The sequence below is a fragment of the Oerskovia paurometabola genome (genome assembly GCF_016907365.1).
GTDB classification, from domain to species: Bacteria; Actinomycetota; Actinomycetes; order Actinomycetales; family Cellulomonadaceae; genus Oerskovia; species Oerskovia paurometabola.
Genome location: NZ_JAFBBV010000001.1, coordinates 1,199,220 through 1,216,257, shown reverse-complemented (window position 1 = coordinate 1,216,257; position 17,038 = coordinate 1,199,220). Strand labels below are relative to the sequence as shown.

The following is a 17,038-nucleotide window of genomic DNA, read 5'->3' as shown; positions in this document are numbered from 1 at the left end:
ACCAGACGGGGAGCTCCCCGTTTCCCCCGAGGAGGGCACCGGAGCTTCCTCGAGCACGAGTTCCACCGGCAAGTCTTGGCTCACGGAGCGGAGAGCTGCGGCGGGCGAGTATGCGACCGTCGTCGTGCTGTCTCTCCTCGCGGTCTTCTACGTCTTTCGATGGACGCTCGACACTCTGCGCGCACCGCTGGGGTATGGAGATCTGCTTCCCGCCTACGCGATGTCGGGCATGTGGTCCAACGGCACCCCGTTCGGCGACAACTCGCTGGGCTTTCCCCACGGGATGCACCTCCCCTACTTTCCGACCGGGGACCTCACGCAGAACCTCATGACTGCAGGGTTCTCCCTCTTGACCGAGAACCCGTTCCTCCCGCTCAACCTCGTCTTCGTCGCGTCCTTCCCGCTCACCGCCGTCGCTGCACTGTGGACGCTGCGCATCGCCGGGTTGCGGGGCCCCCTTGCCGTCGTGCTCGCTGTGGGTCTCACGACGATCCCGTACCACTGGCTGCGTGTCGAGCACGTCTACCTCGCGACGATGTACTCCGCCGTCCTCGGCGTCGCCCTCGCCCTGCTCGTCGGCTCGGGCCGGTTCTCGGAAGCGCTACGGACCCGCGACTACCCCGCACTGATCGGCACGGCGGCTGCAGCTTTCGTCGTCGGTTCGAGCGGGATCTACTATGCGTGCTTCGCGATCCTCCTCGTGGCATTCGCGTGCCTCTACCGAGCATTTCGGGGCGACGGGTGGGCTGTGGTGCTGCGAGGCGCGCTCCCCGCCGTCACGATCATGCTGGTCCTCGCCGCAGTGCTGCTCCCGGCCACCCTATGGACTCGCGCCAACCCTGCCTTGAGCGCAGTCGCGGAACGCGCCCCAGTCGAGTCGGTCGAGTACAGCGGAGCACTGGCGTTCACCATGCTCCCCGCCCCGTTCACGGACTTTCCTGGTCTAGGTCCCCTGGTCCGATTCGTCGAAGAGGCGTACGCCCAGGCATACGTGATCGACACGTCGGGCGTCCTGTGGAACGCAAACTCGGGTTCAGTACTGACGACGCTGCTGATCGTGTTCACGGTGGTCGGGGCTCTCGTCGTGAGGCGACGGTCCCACGCGCGCGCCACTCCGACACCAGAACGTCGGACGGTGTCTCTCGGCCTCGTCACCACACTGATGACCGGAGCACTTCTCTTCTTCGTCCCGTGGGGCCTCAACTACCTCTTCGCCCTGAGCATCTCCTCGCAGCTGCGCGGTTGGGACCGGCTCGTTCCCGTAGTCCTCACACTCGTCGTCGTGGCTGGGGCTGTCGTGTGGCGGGACATGTTCCCGTCAGTAACGCGGAGCGGGTGGATCGTAGCGCTGGTCTGCGCGGCCATCGTGCTCCTCGACTCCGTCACGCCCTACCGCGCGGTGTTCGACGCATGGTCGAGCGCCGGGATCACGGAGCGGGACTCCGGACTCAGCTACGCCGCAGATCTCAACGAGGACTTACCTGGAACCTGCGGGGTGCTCCAGCTTCCGTACGTGGCTTATCCGGAAGTACCGCCGGTTGCTGACCTGAGCGCCTACGGACATCTCCTTCCGGCTCTGACGAACCCTGCCAAGTACTGGTCGTTCGGCGCCATGAAGGAGACACCGGACAGTGTCTGGCTGGAGCAGCTCGGTGCAGACATCGACGCGTCGGAACTTCCCGAGCTGTCTGAGGCCGGATTCTGTGCCGTCCACGTCGACTGGCGCGGATACAGCGATGAGGACGCGGCCGCCTTCGCCGCGAGCATCCAGCAGCTCCTCGGCCCGCCGGTCGCCGTCGGCCATGGCGGGGACTGGTCCGCATTTCCTCTCCCGAGTCCGAACGGTCCATAGGGGACGGATAGTGAACCTCTCAGGGACGTCGAGGCGGGGATGCGCACAACCGACCCGCCGATGCCCACTGCAACGGCAACGGCAACGGACCGAGCGCAGACTGCCCCTGCCGAGTCTCCCTGCCGCCGCGATCTTGGCGGATACACCGGAGCCGTTCTCTTGGTCGGCCTGATGTCGAGCACGGCTCGACATCTATGAAAGGAAGCTTGTGGACTGGATCCCGTTCAACGACTTGTCACGTGCCATCTCTGCACAGCGCGAAGCGCTCGACTCCACCATGGCGGAGGTGCTCGACTCTGGATGGCTCGTGCACGGTCCGCAGCACAGCGCATTCGAGAAGGAGCTGGCCACCTACCTTGCTGCACCGCACGCAGCCGGAGTCGCCAACGGTACCGACGCGCTGGAGCTCGCCCTGCGGGCCATCATGCCCGCGGGACGGACACGAGTGGTGACTGCCGCAAACTGCGGCGGGTACACGTCGACAGCGGCCCGTCGAGGCGGGTACGACGTCGCCTATGCGGACATCGACGCGCAGACTCACGTGCTCACGCCGACAACCCTTGCCCCCGTGCTCGACGAGACGGTCGGCGCTGTCGTCGTGACGCACCTCTACGGTCACGCCGTGGATGTGGCAGCCATCCGGGCGATCTGCGAGCCGTGGGGTGTCATGGTTGTGGAGGACTGCGCCCAGGCCCTCGGCGCAGGTCTCCCAGGAGCGCGTTCGGGTTCCTTCGGCGATGCCGCAGCGTTCAGCTTCTACCCGACCAAGAATCTCGGGGCGCTCGGTGACGGTGGCGCCGTCGTCTCCCGAACGGCAGAGACAGATGCGACGATTCGTCGCTTGCGACAGTACGGTTGGGACCGCAAGTACTCGACCGCCGACGACGGCGGTCGGAACTCCAGGCTCGACGAGCTGCAAGCGGCCGTCCTGCGGATGCGTCTCGCCCGGCTGGACGACCTCACCACGCGGCGACGGGAGATCCTCCGCCGGTACGCTCAAGCAGCTTCACACCGCGCAACGGTGCTCGGCGGTCTCGACGAGTCACATGCCGCTCATCTGGCAGTCGTCGTCACCGACGATATCGAGGCGCTGCGCAAGCACCTGACCGACCAGAAGATCCAGAGCGACGTCCACTACCCGATTCCCGACCATCGACAACCGGCGGTTGCCGACGACTACTTGGACACCAGTCTCCCCACGACCGAGGCACTGGCGAGCCGAATCCTCTCGGTCCCGCTCTTTCCCGAGCTTCGTGAGGACGAGATCGAACGGGTGTGCGACGCTCTTGCAACGTTCTGAGGCGATCCCGCAGATCCGCTACTCCGTCGTCATTCCGGTGTACGGGAACGAGGCGACTCTCCCCGACGTCGTGGAACGGCTTGCCTCCGTCGCCGTCGAGCTCGACGGCGCCATGGAAGCGGTGTTCGTCGTCGACGGTTCCCCGGACGACTCGTTGGCGGTCCTCCGCAAGATCCTTCCCGCGGCGTCGATCGCGAGCCAGCTCGTCGTGCACTCCCGAAACTTCGGGTCGTTCCCAGCGATCAGGACCGGACTGGATGCCGCACGAGGCGAGTTCATCGGAGTGATGGCGGCCGACCTCCAGGAACCGCCGGAGCTGATGAAGGAGTTCTTCGCGCAACTGGCTGGCAACGAGTACGACGTCGTCGTGGGCAGGCGCCAGTCGCGTCTGGACCCCGCCGTGTCATCAGTGTTCTCACGGACCTTCTGGGGCTTGTACCGCCGGTTCATCAACCGCGACATTCCGCAGGGTGGTGTGGATGTCTTCGCGTGCACGCGAGAGGTGGCAGCGAGACTGCTCGAGCTGGACGAGGCTCACTCGAGCCTGGTCGGCCTGCTCTACTGGGTCGGGTACCGACGTACCGAAGTGCCGTACGAGCGCCTCATCCGGATGCACGGAAAGTCCGGCTGGACGTTCACGAAGAAGTTCAAGTACTTGCTGGACAGCGTGTTCTCCTTCACGGACATCCCCATCCGGATGCTCACCGGGGTTGGCGTCGTCGGCAGCCTCTCGACCGTGGCGATCGGGCTGGTAGTCCTCCTCTCGTGGAGCACGGGAAGGATCGATGAGGTTGGCTATACACCCCTGATGCTCACCATGCTCTTCACGACGTTCCTGATCCTCGCCGGTTTGGGCGTCGTGGGGTCCTACGTCTGGCGTGGCTACGAGAACAGCAAAGGCAGGCCTCTGTCGCTCTCGATGTCGCGCGAGATGTTCGACGGGACGTGAGGTAGTGAGCAACGTACCCGCACCGCGGAGCCTTCGTGACTCGGGCATCCGTTTCCTCCTGGTGGGCGGGCTCAACACGGTAGGCACCGGGGTCCTGCTCGCGCTGCTGGCCACCGTGATGACGCCGCAACTCGCCTACACGGTCGTGTTCGCGGCGGGCGTGGTGTTCTCGACTCTCATGGCAGGCAGGTTCGTCTATGGCGTCCGGCTGGGCACCGGCGGGAAGCTGGCGTACGCCGCCTGCTACCTCGTCGTCTACCTGATAGGCCTCGGTGTGGTCACGCTCCTCGAGCGAACGGGACTGCCCTCGAGCGCCTCAGCCCTCGTCGTCCTCGTCACCGCACCACTCACGTTTGTCGGCGGACGTTTGATAGCCCGCCTTGTCCATACCAACACCATCCGCGACCGGGGACAGAGCTCATGAACTATCACGTCCACCCTGCCGGCATCTGCGAGTCCGAGAACATCGGCGACGGCACACGCATCTGGGCCTTTGCCCATGTCCTTCCGGGGGCAAGGATCGGCAAGGACGTCAACGTCTGCGACCACGTGTTCATCGAGAACGACGTCGTCGTCGGCGACCGTGTGACGCTCAAGAGCGGGGTCCAGCTCTGGGACGGTATCCGGCTGGGGAACGACGTGTTCGTCGGCCCGAACGTCAGCTTTACGAACGACAGGTTCCCGCGAAGCAAGCGGTACCCGCAGGAGTTCTCCGTCACACGCGTCGACGACGGCGCGTCATTGGGGGCAGGGTCCGTCGTTCTTCCTGGCGTCCGCATCGGGCGGAATGCCATGGTCGGAGCAGGTTCCGTCGTCACGAAGAACGTTCCAGCAAACGCCGTGGTGGTGGGCAATCCTGCCCGGATCGTCGGCTACGCAGACGCGACGACCATCGAAGCCACCGACACCCCGGTGTCCGCCCCGGGAAGGCTGTCTGCGGGTGCCCGTCTGATCCCACTGAAGGTCGCTAGCGACATGCGTGGATCCCTGGCAGCGGTCGAGCTCGGAGCCGACCTGCCGTTCGTTCCTGCGCGCTTCTTCGCCGTGTTCGACGTGCCGTCCACCGACGTCAGAGGGGAGCACGCCCACAGACGGTGCGAGCAGGTCCTCGTTTGTCTGCGCGGCGCGGTCACCTGCATCGTCGATGACGGAATGACGCGCGAGCAGGTCCGGCTGGACCAGCCGGGTGTCGGACTCTACATGCCTCCGATGACGTGGGGCACGCAGTATAGGTATTCGCCAGACTCGGTCCTCGGAGTCTTTGCCTCACAGCCGTATGACAACGCGGACTACATCCGCAGCTACGAGGAGTTCTTGACCGAGCTGGCACCCGCTACCCGACGCGAGGGTTCCACCGTCAGCGGGTCGACTGGACGGTGACGTCCTGAGCGCGTGATCTACCCGTCGCCATCTGATGCCTACCACGAGGCATCAGATGGCGACGTCGGTTCGCGCGGGTTGCAGTTCCGCGAACCAACCGCATCCGAGCGGTGACTACACGCTGAGGGCAGGTGCCACGTCCTCGCCCAGGATCCGCGGCGTGCGTGAGTACAGGAACTCGACGCGCTCCGCCGTGCGACGGACCGCGTCGTCGTTCTCCGACAGTCCCATGCGCCGCAGCCTGAGCGTCAGCTCGTCGAGCAGCTGGAGCCGCGGACCGACGCCGCGATCGCGACGGACGACCTCGATGATCCCGTCCGCATAGTCGCGCGCCGTGTGGCCCTGCGCCACGAACGACTGCGCCGACTCCCTGACCTCCTGCCCGGCGTCGTCCAGGCTGCGCACGATCGCGTCGGAGACGGACTGTGCGCGCGGGGGCGTCGGGACGTGCTGGATGAACGTCCCGTGCACCTCTGCGTAGCTGCCGTCGTCCACCGTCACGACCGGCACACCGGCGACGAGGCTCTCGAGCAGGGCGTACGACGCTCCTTCGAGGCAGGGCTCGCGGAGCACCACGGCCACCGCCGCGTTGGCCCTCAGCTTGGCAAGCATGGCGTCCGAGGGGTCGTCGAGCACGGTGGCGTCGACGATTCCCTGGGCGGCCAGCAGGTTCTCGACGTCCGAGCTCGAGAGTCCGCCGGCCCGGCCCGCGACGACGAGGTGGGCTCGTCGTCGGCTCACCACGTCGGCGAACGCCTCGACGACGACGTCGATCCGCTTGTTGGGGTTCATGATCCCTGCCTGGAGGACGAGGGGTATGCCCTCCGGGATCAACGCAGGGAGCGCCGCGGCGATGTCGTCCTCGGGCTCGGCCCCCTCGACCGGTAGCCCGACCACCACGACGTCGGCCAGGACCGACGTCTCGACCTCTCGTGCGGCGAACTGCGAATGGACGACGACGGTACGTGCGTTCCTGGCAGCCAGGCCGAGGAACGAGAACGCGGCCCCGCCGTCGAGCTCCCAGGGCGGTGTCTCCCCCGAGCCCCCCAGCACCCGTCGCGCGAGGTTCTCCACACCGTGGCCGTACCAGCGACCGATCTCGTCGCTGTAGTCCCCCCTGTCCAGGAGGTACTGGTGGAAGAGGCCACCCAGCGAGATGTCGTGGAGCACGACGATCCCCGGCACCTGCTCCGATGCCTTCCAGATGTCCAGGTGGTTCGGCGCGTAGTTCCCGAGGTGGTAGACGACGGCGTCGTACTCGAGCAGAGGGCTCAGGTCCTCGAGATCGATCGTGTAGGTCTCGCCCGACCACACCCGACCGGTCGACTCCACGGGCTGCCAGATGTCGATCTGGACCTCCGGACGGCGGACGAGCTCCTCGGCGACGATCGCACTGACACGACCGATCGCGCTCTGCTCGGAGAACGGGGTACACCAAGCGATCCTCATCGGAGCAGCTCCTCGATGACGTGGTCCCAGGAGAGGTTCAGTCGAGCGACGGCTTCTTCCGCGCTCGCACCCATCTTCTCCGTCGCCGGACGGTCGGTGAACAGGCGATCGAACGCAGTGGCGATCGAACGGGGGTCCGGCGCGGCGACGAGTCCCGTCCGGCCGTCGTGCACCAGGTTCAGGATCCCGCCCGAGTCGGAGAGCGTGACCACCGGCTTGCCGGCGGTCATCGCCTCGGCCGTCACGTAGCCGAACGAGTCCTCGTCGATCGGGAAGTAGGCGACGCCCAACGCCCCCGCGAGGAGGTCACGCTTGAACTCCGTCTCGACGAACTCGAGGTGCATCGTGACCCTGTCCTGCAGTCCGTGCTCCTCGATCGCCTCGTGGAGCTCGCGGACCACGTCCTCGCTGTCGGGTTGCCCCGCGACGACCAGGCGGACACCGGACGACGAGTGCGCGAGGGCCTCGACCGCCAGCAGAGGCCGCTTTCCTCCCGAGACGCGTCCGAGACACAGGATGTAGTCGCCGAACTGCCCCTGACGGATGTCGCCCTCGTCGGGCAGCGGCGGATGCAGGACGGCGGCGTCGAGCCCGTTGTGCACCTTGAGCCGCTGCTGGGTGACGTTGTCGTTGGTGAAGAGGCGACGTGCGCGCCGCAGCTGGCGCGTGTCGGCCTCGTGGATAGCATCCCGGATCCTCTGCCACTGCGGGTCGTCGACCGGGGGGCTCCACGGGGTGTCCCACATGTCGTACACCTGACGGAACTGGTGCAACAGCCACACCGTCACGTTCGGGTGGTCGACCAGGTAGGCCGGGAACTTCAACGCGATGACACGGTCGACCCCGTGCAGATCGATGGTCGACGCGTAGATCATCGTGTCGGCGAGATCTGCGGGGGACTCCCAACGGAACGGGATCCGCATCAGATCCGCCTCGTGCCCTCTGGTCCGCAGCTCGCGGATCAGAGCATCCGCCAACAGCTCGGCCCCCCCACGGACGAACGGGACTCCGTTCGTCGCAACGAGCACCCTCATGCCAGCAACCTCTCCGTCACGTGATCCCAGGAGATCTTCAGCGCTGCCACCTTGGCAGCCTGACCCGCTCCGAGCTTGTCGGCCAGGGCTCGGTCCTCCCAGAGTCGGTCGAACGCTGCCCCGAGAGCTAGTGCGTCCGGTTCCACCACCAGGCCGTTCACCTCGTCCTCGACGAGCTCGGTCACTCCCCCGCTGTCGGTCGTCGTGACGACAGGGCGCCCCATCGCCGCAGCCTCGAGTGACGGGTAGCCGTAGGAGTCCTCGTCGAACGGGAAGTACGCAACCGCGAGCGCGCGTGCCACGATGCTCCGCTTGGTCTGCTCGTCGACCCATCCCTCGGACAGCGTCACCCTGTCCTGCAGGTCGTACCGGGTGATCGTCTCGAGGATCGACCGGCGGTAGGAGTCGTCGGTGGCGTCGAAGGCGCCCACCAGGTGGAGGCGGACCGGAGTCTGGGTCGTCGCCAGCGCCTGGACCGCGAGCAGCTGGCGCTTGTGGTCCATGAGACGCGAGACGTAGACGATGGTGTCCTCCGCCTGCTCCATGGCATAGCCCCCGGCAGGATCGAGCGGTGGGTAGAGGATCTCGGCGTCGACCCCGTTGTAGTCAGCGAGACGCCGACGGATGACGTCGGAGTTGCAGAACACGTTCGACTCGGCCAGCGCGGCCTCGTCGGACGCGAAGAGCATGCGTCGGAACTCACGCCCGTCCGCGTCGTGGGGAACGTCTGGCGCGGAGTTCCACAGGTCGTAGGCCGGCCGATGGTGGTGAAGGAACCAGACGCTCTTGCGTGGGTGCTGCACCAGGTGGCTCGGTGTCCGCACTGCGATGAGGCGGTCGCACCGGTCGCTGAAGTCGAGCGACCTCAGACCCACCATCTGGGTGGTCATCGTGGGTGGATGCGCTCGGAACGGCAGCGTGAAGACGTCGACCTCGTGGCCGCGCTCCACGAGCGCACGCTCGAGCCAGTCGACGATGATGCTGGCGCCGCCGCTGACGAACGGCACAGAGGTGGTGGCGACGACGATTCTCACTGGGCTTCTCGATCGACAGGGGTGGAGGCGGCAGGGCTGGCAGCGGCCCGCCGGAGGAAGACGCTGAGCGGGACGTCCGTCTCGGTCGTCGCGCTAGCACCCGAGACCGTCTCGAAGATGTCCCATTCCCACCCGAGCTCCACGACCGTGTCCAGGAACCGCTGGGCGCTCGTCCCGGCGCGCCGCAGGTGGATGTCTGCCAGCTCGGCGAAGACGACGATGTGAGGGTTCTCGTCGACGATCCGCTGCATGCCGCGAAGCACCGCGAGCTCACCGCCCTCGACGTCGATCTTGACGACGTCCACCGTGGAACCGCGCTCGACGACCTCGTCGAGCGGGACGACGTCCACCTCGACGGAGGCGTCTCGCGCGTCCTTGGCGTACAGGGTGTTGTGGCCCGAGTCGTGCGCGTAGACGGCCAGCTTCGCCCGGCCCCGACGTGCGCCGGCGGCTCCCTCGACGACCCGGACGATGTCCGACTCGAGGAACCCGTTGAGCTGCACGTTCTCCCGCAGCATCTCGACGGTCGTCGGCGTCGGCTCGACGGCCACGACGGAACCTGTCGGCCCCACGACGGCTGCCGCGGCGACGGTGTAGAGCCCGATGTTCGCTCCGACGTCGATGAATCGGCCACCCGGCTTGAGGTACGTCGTCAGGATGGCGGCGAGACCAGGCTCGGGGTGGCCGCGGTGCTCGAGGTAGGCCGCGAGGCGCCACTCGCGCGCCGGGACCCCGAAGAGCAGTCCGTCGACCTCGACGACCGACACCTCGTCGCGCCAGGTGGCGGCGGCCGCGGTGTCCTGCCCGATCTTCGCGAGCGTCGTCTCGATGGAGCCAAGTCTGCGATCCTGCCGGGAGGCGAGCTCCCCGAGACGGACGACCGGGTCGTCGTCCCCTGGCACCGGGCGAGATGTGCCCTCGACTCGTGCGTTCTGAGCCGCCTGGAGCAGGGCGAACGTCGCGTACATCTCGGCACGGCGGGCCCGGCGGTGACGGCGCGCCCTCGCTACCGGTCCCCGACCCGGGACGAGCGAGGCGAGGATCGACTCGGGCGCCTCTCGATGGTTGAGGCGCACGAGGGCACGGTCGACGGCGGCCGCGTCGTTCTCGGCAGGAGTCCCGCGCAGCAGCTCGTCCACCAGCAGGAGCTCCCACGGACGAGCACCAGAGGGCGCCATCTCATAGGCGATGACCCCGAGAGGGACGCCCGACCGCCAGCGGGCGACCTCTGCGCTCAGCTGTTCAGGGGCCGACGGCACACCGAGCGTGACCAGGTGGAGCCCGCGCAGGACGAAGGCGTCGAGTGCGGAGTCAGTCGGCGGGACACGGTCCTGCGTCCCTCTGTGCTTCATGGCCTCGTCCGACACGTTCATCGCCTCGTACATCGCCATACGAGGCAGTCCCTGCCGCAACGCCGAGAGGTTGGTGGAGAAGCCCTCGCCGTCCGGCTCACGGCCCAGGAGGCCGTCGTAGAGCCCGATCAGGAAGAGCTCGTCCGGGTCCAGCGTCCTGGTGGGCGGTTCGGCGAGTCGGCGTACCTTGGTGATCGACGGCATCCCGCCGGCCCGTCCGACAGAACGCGCATCCGCACGTAGATGTGCCGCGACAGCGGCGGTGTTGAGCGGCATGTGACCTCGATGTTCTGGGTTCGATGAAGTGCGCTGCACACCGATCGAGACGGGGGTCATGGTGGCGGATCCCACATGATATCCGTATGACACGCTCGTACTGGTCTTGTGCCCACGGGCGAGCCTGCGGCCGATCAGATGGCAGACATCTCGTACCGGCGCGCGCTCCTCATGGGGGTCACCGACCCTTCGCACCCCCCGCGGCCGTGGGCAGCGGCTTGGCCGCGTTGACCACGAGCAGACCGATCACGAGCGGCACCGCGATGACGAGGAGCGCCGGGCGGTAGCCCCCGATGTGCTCGGCGAGGAAGCCGATGAGCGGGGGCCCGACGAAGAAGGCCGAGTAGCCGATCGTCGAGACGACGCTGACCCGGACGGCGGCGTGCGCGGGGTCGTCCGAGGCCGCGCTCATCCCCACGGGGAAGCCGAGCGCCGCGCCCATGCCCCACAGGACCACGCCGACGAGCGCGACCCACAGGTTGGGCACGAGCGTGAACACGAGCAGTCCCACGAACGCGAGGCCCGCGGAGATGCGCAGCACGGCCACACGCCCGAAGCGGTCGAGCAGGCCCGTGCCGAGCAGTCGCATGCCCGTCATGGCGGTCAGGAAGATCCCGAGCCCCACGGCGCCCATCGCGTCCGACGTGCCGAAGCCGTCGACGACCGCGAGCCCGACCCAGTCGTTGGCGGCGCCCTCGGTCAGGGCTGCCGCCAGGACGACGAGGCCGATCAGCAGGGTCCGCGGCTCGCGCCAGGCCGCGAGGGCGCTGCGCGCCCCGTTCGACGAGTGGACGGCGGTCGCCGGGTCCTCACCGGCGGCGGCGTCGCGCCCGGAGCCGGACGGCGTCGCGTGGACGTCGCCCGCAGGGAGGAAGGACCGCACGCACCAGACGACGCCCAGGAGGCTGAGCGCGAGCGCGACCGCGAGGTGCCACTGGACGGGCACGGCCGCCAGCGCGGCCAGGGCGCCGACGCCGGCTCCCGCCATGGTGCCGAACGAGAAGCCTGCGTGGAAGCGGGGCATGATCGCCTTGCCGAGTCGCTGCTCGACCGCTGCACCCTCGATGTTCATGGCGGCGTCCCAGACGCCGGTCCCGATCCCGAACAGGAACAGGCCGACTCGCACGACGTCGACCGAGCCCTGGGACACCCCGGTGACGGCGACGACGAGACCGGCGACGTTGACGGTGGCGAAGAACAGGACGGCGCGCGACGCGCCGATCCGTTGCACGACCATGCCCGCGAGCGGCAGCGCGAGGAGCGACCCGATCGCGGCGAAGAGCAGCAGGAGGCCCATGCTGCCCTCGCTGAGCCCGAGCGCGTCCCGGACCGCGGGCAGGCGAGAGGCCCAGCTCGCGAAGTTGAACCCGTTGAGGAAGAACACCGCGAAGACGGACCAGGTGGCCGCCTGCACGGTCCGGGCGGCGCTCACGGCGCTCTGGCCGCCGGTGAGCGGCGAGGGCGGGGTGGTCATGCGGAGGTCTCCTCGCGTCGGTGAGAGGTCGAGCCGGTCGGGGCCGGCTGCGTCGTCGGGGTGCTGCCGCCGGGGGCGTGCCGACGGAGCGACCGGCGACGACGTGTGCCCACGGTCGACGGTACCGGGTGATTGCTTACCACATGGTCAGGCTCCGGCCGCTGGACGCCGGAGACCTCGTCCCCCTCCCCGATCGTGTGCACGACGCGACCCGGTCCGGTGACGGGAGCGCCGCCGTCGGGCAGCGGGTGCGGCGAGCTGCTCGGGGCGAGCGGCGCGACCTTGGTCGAGAGCAGCACGCTGACGACCATCGCGACCACGATGAGCACGAGCGCGTGCCGCGCACCCATGGTCTCCGCCGCGATGCCCAGCAGCGGCGGCGCGGCGAGCGACGCCATCGACGAGAACGCCGAGACGACCGAGACGCGGCTCGCGGCCTGGAGCGGTTCGTCGGACGCAGCGGCGATGCCGATGGGGACCGCGAGGGCCGCCCCCATGCCCCACGCGAGGACCCCGACACCGGCGAGCGGCAGGTTCGGCGCGAAGCCGAAGAGCAGCAGGCCGCCGATCGAGGCCACGCCCGAGAAGCGCAGCACGACGACCCGCCCGTAGCGGTCGATGAGGCGCGTGCCGAGCAGGCGCATGATCGTCATGGCACCGACGAAGGCACCGAAGACCACGGCGCCGACCGCCTCGGTCTGGTCGAACCCGTCGACGACGGCGAGGGACAGCCAGTCGTTCGCGGAGCCCTCGGAGAGCGCCGCGGCCATGATGACCAGGCCGATCAGCAGCGTGCGCGGCTCGCGCCACGCGCTCAGCGCGGCCCCCAGGCGCACGCGGCGCGAGCGCGGGTGCAGGACGGCGGCGGCCTCGACACCGTCGGGACCTGCGTCTCCCAGGCGACCGTCGACGCGAGGGCGCGGCGGCGTCGCGTGGATGAACATCGGGATGCTCACCAGGCGCCAGACCGTCGCGACGACCGCGGTGCCCGCGAACTGCACGAGGACCGGGACGTCACCCGCGGCGCACGCGGCGCCGATGAGAGAACCGACGACTGCACCGATGCTGAAGGCCGCGTGGAACTGCGGCAGGATCGTGCGCCCGGTGCGCCGTTCGACGCTCGCGCTCTCGACGTTCATGGGCACGTTGCCGAGCGAGAAGGCCACACCGTTGAGGAAGATGCCCGCGGCCAGCAGCGCGACGGACCCCGTGGCCGGGCCGACGCCCAGGAGAACGAGCGCCGCGGCGAAGAAGGCCGTCGAGGCGAGCATGGTCGCCTTGCCGCCGAAACGGTTGACGATCGGACCGGCCAGCGTGACGGTCATCAGGGCGCCGATCGCACCCGCGAGCAGCACGAAGCCCAGGTCCTTGGGCGTCATGTCGAGCGCGTCGCGGACCGACGGGATGCGGGCGAGCCAGCTCGACATGGTGATGCCGTTGAGCAGGAAGATCCCCAGGAGGGACCAGCGGGCGCGGGAGAGGCCAGGATCAAGAACGGGTCGAATCGATTCGATTCCTGCGTCGTGGGTGGCCTTCGAAACGATTCGAGACATGGGGTCAATTCTGCGGGTAGTCTGGCCGCGCCGTCAAACACCTTTCCGCGCGCCACGCCGGACCCGAGAACCACCAGATGACCGGCAGATGACCGACAGAGGGGCGACGATGACCGAGACCGAGCAGGCACCCAGGCCGCCAGGCCGCCCGACCCTCGCCCGCGTCGCCGCGCTCGCCGGGGTCTCCGTCTCCACTGCGTCCCTCGCGTTCTCGGGCGCGGGCCCCATCACCCCCGAGACGCGCGACCGCGTCATGGCCGCAGCCGACGAGCTCGGCTACACCGGCCCCAACCCCCTCGGGCGCCAGCTGCGCTCCGGGAAGTCCGGGATCGTGGGCGTCGTGATCGGCGACCAGCTCAAGCGCGCGTTCCGCGACCCGGTCGCCGTCCAGGTCCTCGACGGCCTCGTCTCCACCCTCGGGACCAGCGGCCTCGGCGTCCTGCTCATTCCCGGCATCCCCTCCGACGACCCGTCCCGCGCGGTCGACCCCCTCATCGAGAGCGCCGCGATGGACGTCGCGGTCCTCGTGTGGGGCGTCGGGACCGACGACGCGACCCTCGCCGCCCTGCAACGCCGCGGCGTGCCCGTCGTGATCGGCGAAGGACGCCCCGTGCCCGGCACGCCGCTCGTCGGCATCGAGGACCGGCGCGGCACGGCCGAGGCCGTCCGCCACCTCGTCGACCTCGGCCACACCCGCATCGCCGAGATCTCGCTCCCCCTCGACAACTCGCGTCGCAGCGGGGTCATCGACGCCGAGCGCCTCGCCCAGGCCGACCGCACCCCCACCCTCAACCGCCTCACCGGGGTGCGCGACGTCGTCGAGCCCCTCATCTCGTGGGAGACCGAGGCCTCGCTCGTCGAGCACGGGCACGCCGCGGCCGTCGAGATCCTCGGGACCTGGGTCCCCGACGACGAACGGCCCACCGCGATCATCGCCCACTCCGACCTGCTCGCCGCGGGCGCGCTCCTCGGTGCCAAGGAGCTCGGGCTGCGCGTGCCAGAAGACCTGTCCATCGCCGGGTTCGACGGCCTCGACCTCCCCTGGCTCAGCCCCGACACCCTCACGAGCGTCCACCAGCCCCTCGCCGAGAAGGGCGCCGAGCTGGGCAACGCGGTCGTGGCGCTCCTCGCCGGCAAGGAGCCGGAGACCGTCATGCTCGACGTCGGGCTCGTGCTCGGGACCACGACAGGACCCGCGCCGAGCGCCTGAACCGCCCCGCTCCCCCGAACCGTGACGCACGAAGGGCGCCTCTCCCGTGCGGGAGAGGCACCCTTCTGCGAGCTGTGTCCGGCGGCTAGAGGCGGACGACCGCCTGCGCCTTCATGAGGACCTTGGCGCCCTCGAACGTGACCGTGAGGTCGACACGGACCGTGCGGGCCTCGAGATCGATCGCACCGATCGCTCCCGACACCGAGATCACGGCCTCGCCCGGGTTCGGCACGGGCACGGGACGAGTGAAGCGGGTCTGGTAGTCGACGACCGCGCCCGGGTCCCCGGCCCAGTCCTCGACCAGCGCGACGGCGGCCCCCATGGTGAACATGCCGTGCGCGATCACGCCGGGCAGGTCCACGCTCTGCGCGAAGGCGTCGTTCCAGTGGATCGGGTTGAAGTCGTCGCTCGCACCGGCGTAGCGGACGAGGCGCGCCCGGTCGACGAGAACCTCGCGGCTCCCGACGACGTCGCCCACCGCGAGGGCGGCGAGGTCCGGTCGAGCGGTGCTCACCGGAGAGGCGATGTGCTCGGTCATGCGTCCTCCCCGCGGACGACGAGGCTCGACGTGACGGTCGCGACGGGCTCGACGGTTCCGGAACCGTCTGCCACCAGGGCGCCGATCTCGGCGCGCGTCGTGACCATCGAGATGCCGGCCCGCTGCGTGATCGAGTCGACGTGCAGCACCGTCACGAGCTCGTCGCCGGCGACGATCGGACGGTGGTGCACGAACCGCTCGTCGGCGTGCACGACGCGCGTGAAGTCGACGCCTGCCTCAGGATCCTGGATGAACGGGGCCTCGGCGCGCTGCGCGACGATGACCGCGAACGTGGGCGGCGCGATCAGGTCCGGATAGCCCAAACCCCGCGCAGTGGCCACATCGTGGTGCGCGGGGTGGGTCGAACCGACAGCAGCGGCGAACTCGCGGATCTTCTCGCGGCCGACCGAGTACGGGGCGGTGGCCGGGTACTCGCGACCGGCGTAGTCAGCGTTGATCGCCATGCGTGCGGAGCTGCTCAGTGGAGCCGCTGGATCAGCGGGTCTCGCGGTGAGCGGTGTGCTTGCCGCAGCGCGGGCAGAACTTCGCCAGCTCGAGACGGTCGGGGTCGTTGCGGCGGTTCTTCTTGGTGATGTAGTTCCGCTCCTTGCAGTCCACGCATGCGAGCGTGATCTTCGGGCGAACGTCTGAGCTCTTGCTTGCCACGGTAGTGCCACCTCTCGCGCCTCCGGAGGGCGCTACGTGCTTGCTAGGCCGCACGGCGCCGGCCGCCGTACGGTGTTGTCAGGAAGTGGTAGCGGGGGCGGGGCTCGAACCCGCGACCTCACGATTATGAGCCGTGCGCTCTGACCAGCTGAGCTACCCCGCCGCGTGATGAACGCGGGGTCGTGTCGCCAGTATTCCAGCGAGACGACCCCGCGTCACTTCACAGAGCCCCGAAAGGGAATCGAACCCTTGACCTTCTCCTTACCATGGAGACGCTCTGCCGACTGAGCTATCGGGGCAGCGGTAAGAAGATTACACGGGTTCTGGCGTGGTGCGAAATCGACCCCGGCGACCGCCCCGGACCCCAGTGATCAGGCCGATTCTGCGGCCCGACCGGGAGTCGCCCTCCTCGCTCTGCGGACGCGCGTCGGGCGAGCGGAACCGGTCCGACATGTCACGACTTCACCCCCGCCCGCACGAACTGCCCGTGCACACCGACGCGTCCCGGAGGTGCGCCGCCGGCCGGACGACCCTGGTGAGCTCCGCGGTCGGGCCGCAGACCGCGCCCCGGGAGACCCTGCCCGCGCCCCCAGGGCTCGACCCCGCACGTCGACCTCAACGCGAACGAGGCGCCACCCGACGGGTGACGCCTCGTTCATGTGCGTGGCAGGTGAGGGATTCGAACCCACGAAGGCTATGCCGTCTGATTTACAGTCAGATCCCTTTGGCCGCTCGGGCAACCTGCCATGTTGAGTTGTGCACTCCCGTCGGCCTCGCCCCGACCGTGCCGAGGCACAACCGAAAGACGCTTCCGAACTGCGGGAGCGTGGCAACAGTACAGCGAATCGGACCCCGGAGGAAAATCGACCCCTCACGATCCGCCTGCACACGCTTACAGTGGACCGTGAGCCAGGCACCCCAGCACCCCGTGAACGACCTCTCCGCGCCACCGGGCGCCTCCCGTCCGGGCG

The 17,038-nt window shown here is 68.8% G+C and carries 15 protein-coding genes and 3 tRNA genes; 6 read left to right on the top strand and 12 right to left on the bottom strand.

The window, feature by feature from the left end; translation table 11 throughout:
* The first annotated feature begins 124 nt into the window (after positions 1–124).
* From JOD48_RS05440 to JOD48_RS05420, 5 genes are all read left to right on the top strand, one after another.
* Positions 125–1,852 (top strand): hypothetical protein, encoded by a 1,728-nt coding sequence (locus tag JOD48_RS05440; protein WP_204807945.1) that lies wholly within the window; start codon positions 125–127, stop codon positions 1,850–1,852.
* Between the two features lie 208 nt (positions 1,853–2,060).
* Positions 2,061–3,152 (top strand): DegT/DnrJ/EryC1/StrS family aminotransferase, encoded by a 1,092-nt coding sequence (locus JOD48_RS05435; RefSeq protein ID WP_204807942.1) that lies wholly within the window; start codon positions 2,061–2,063, stop codon positions 3,150–3,152.
* Entirely contained in the window at positions 3,106–4,101 is a 996-nt protein-coding gene (locus tag JOD48_RS05430; protein ID WP_307823983.1) for a glycosyltransferase family 2 protein, read from the top strand. Before JOD48_RS05435 ends, JOD48_RS05430 begins: the two co-directional genes overlap by 47 nt.
* Positions 4,102–4,105: 4 nt before the next feature.
* Positions 4,106–4,525 carry a GtrA family protein gene (locus tag JOD48_RS05425; protein WP_204807940.1) on the top strand — a complete coding sequence of 140 codons (420 nt, stop codon included), beginning with the start codon at positions 4,106–4,108 and terminating at the stop codon, positions 4,523–4,525.
* Positions 4,522–5,481, top strand: a complete 960-nt coding sequence (locus JOD48_RS05420) for a WxcM-like domain-containing protein (protein WP_204807938.1) — start codon at positions 4,522–4,524, stop codon at positions 5,479–5,481. Before JOD48_RS05425 ends, JOD48_RS05420 begins: the two co-directional genes overlap by 4 nt.
* A 114-nt stretch (positions 5,482–5,595) precedes the next feature.
* Here the strand turns inward: JOD48_RS05420 and JOD48_RS05415 are convergent, their stop codons facing one another.
* From JOD48_RS05415 to JOD48_RS05390, 6 genes are all read right to left on the bottom strand, one after another.
* Complete coding sequence (locus tag JOD48_RS05415) at positions 5,596–6,930, bottom strand: glycosyltransferase (RefSeq protein WP_204807935.1); 1,335 nt, start codon at positions 6,928–6,930, stop codon at positions 5,596–5,598.
* Positions 6,927–7,853 carry a glycosyltransferase family 4 protein gene (locus JOD48_RS05410; protein ID WP_191791613.1) on the bottom strand — a complete coding sequence of 309 codons (927 nt, stop codon included), beginning with the start codon at positions 7,851–7,853 and terminating at the stop codon, positions 6,927–6,929. The genes JOD48_RS05415 and JOD48_RS05410 overlap by 4 nt, the downstream gene beginning before the upstream one ends.
* Before the next feature lie 107 nt (positions 7,854–7,960).
* Positions 7,961–8,998: a glycosyltransferase family 4 protein gene (locus JOD48_RS20095; protein WP_204807934.1), complete on the bottom strand. Its 1,038-nt coding sequence runs from the start codon at positions 8,996–8,998 to the stop codon at positions 7,961–7,963.
* Positions 8,995–10,554 carry an FkbM family methyltransferase gene (locus tag JOD48_RS05400; protein ID WP_204807931.1) on the bottom strand — a complete coding sequence of 520 codons (1,560 nt, stop codon included), beginning with the start codon at positions 10,552–10,554 and terminating at the stop codon, positions 8,995–8,997. The genes JOD48_RS20095 and JOD48_RS05400 overlap by 4 nt, the downstream gene beginning before the upstream one ends.
* Before the next feature lie 250 nt (positions 10,555–10,804).
* On the bottom strand, positions 10,805–12,100 hold the full coding sequence (locus tag JOD48_RS05395; protein WP_204807929.1) for an MFS transporter: 1,296 nt from the start codon (positions 12,098–12,100) through the stop codon (positions 10,805–10,807).
* Complete coding sequence (locus JOD48_RS05390) at positions 12,097–13,653, bottom strand: MFS transporter (RefSeq protein ID WP_204807927.1); 1,557 nt, start codon at positions 13,651–13,653, stop codon at positions 12,097–12,099. The genes JOD48_RS05395 and JOD48_RS05390 overlap by 4 nt, the downstream gene beginning before the upstream one ends.
* Positions 13,654–13,762: 109 nt before the next feature.
* Here JOD48_RS05390 and JOD48_RS05385 point away from each other — a divergent pair, with 109 nt between their 5' ends.
* A complete protein-coding gene (locus tag JOD48_RS05385; protein ID WP_204807925.1) occupies positions 13,763–14,863 on the top strand; it encodes a LacI family DNA-binding transcriptional regulator in 1,101 nt (366 codons plus the stop codon).
* An 85-nt stretch (positions 14,864–14,948) separates the two neighbouring features.
* On the opposite strand, the gene JOD48_RS05380 is transcribed toward JOD48_RS05385, so the two are convergent.
* From JOD48_RS05380 to JOD48_RS05355, 6 genes are all read right to left on the bottom strand, one after another.
* Positions 14,949–15,401, bottom strand: a complete 453-nt coding sequence (locus JOD48_RS05380; protein WP_204807923.1) for a MaoC family dehydratase — start codon at positions 15,399–15,401, stop codon at positions 14,949–14,951.
* Positions 15,398–15,865, bottom strand: a complete 468-nt coding sequence (locus JOD48_RS05375; RefSeq protein WP_191791631.1) for an FAS1-like dehydratase domain-containing protein — start codon at positions 15,863–15,865, stop codon at positions 15,398–15,400. The genes JOD48_RS05380 and JOD48_RS05375 overlap by 4 nt, the downstream gene beginning before the upstream one ends.
* A gap of 31 nt (positions 15,866–15,896) precedes the next feature.
* Positions 15,897–16,067, bottom strand: a complete 171-nt coding sequence (gene rpmG / locus JOD48_RS05370) for a 50S ribosomal protein L33 (protein WP_030151977.1) — start codon at positions 16,065–16,067, stop codon at positions 15,897–15,899.
* Positions 16,068–16,153: 86 nt separating this feature from the next.
* Positions 16,154–16,230 (bottom strand) — tRNA-Met (locus JOD48_RS05365).
* 63 nt (positions 16,231–16,293) lie between these two features.
* Positions 16,294–16,366 (bottom strand) — tRNA-Thr (locus JOD48_RS05360).
* Positions 16,367–16,731: 365 nt separating this feature from the next.
* A tRNA-Tyr gene (locus tag JOD48_RS05355) sits at positions 16,732–16,813 on the bottom strand.
* Positions 16,814–17,038 lie beyond the last annotated feature (225 nt).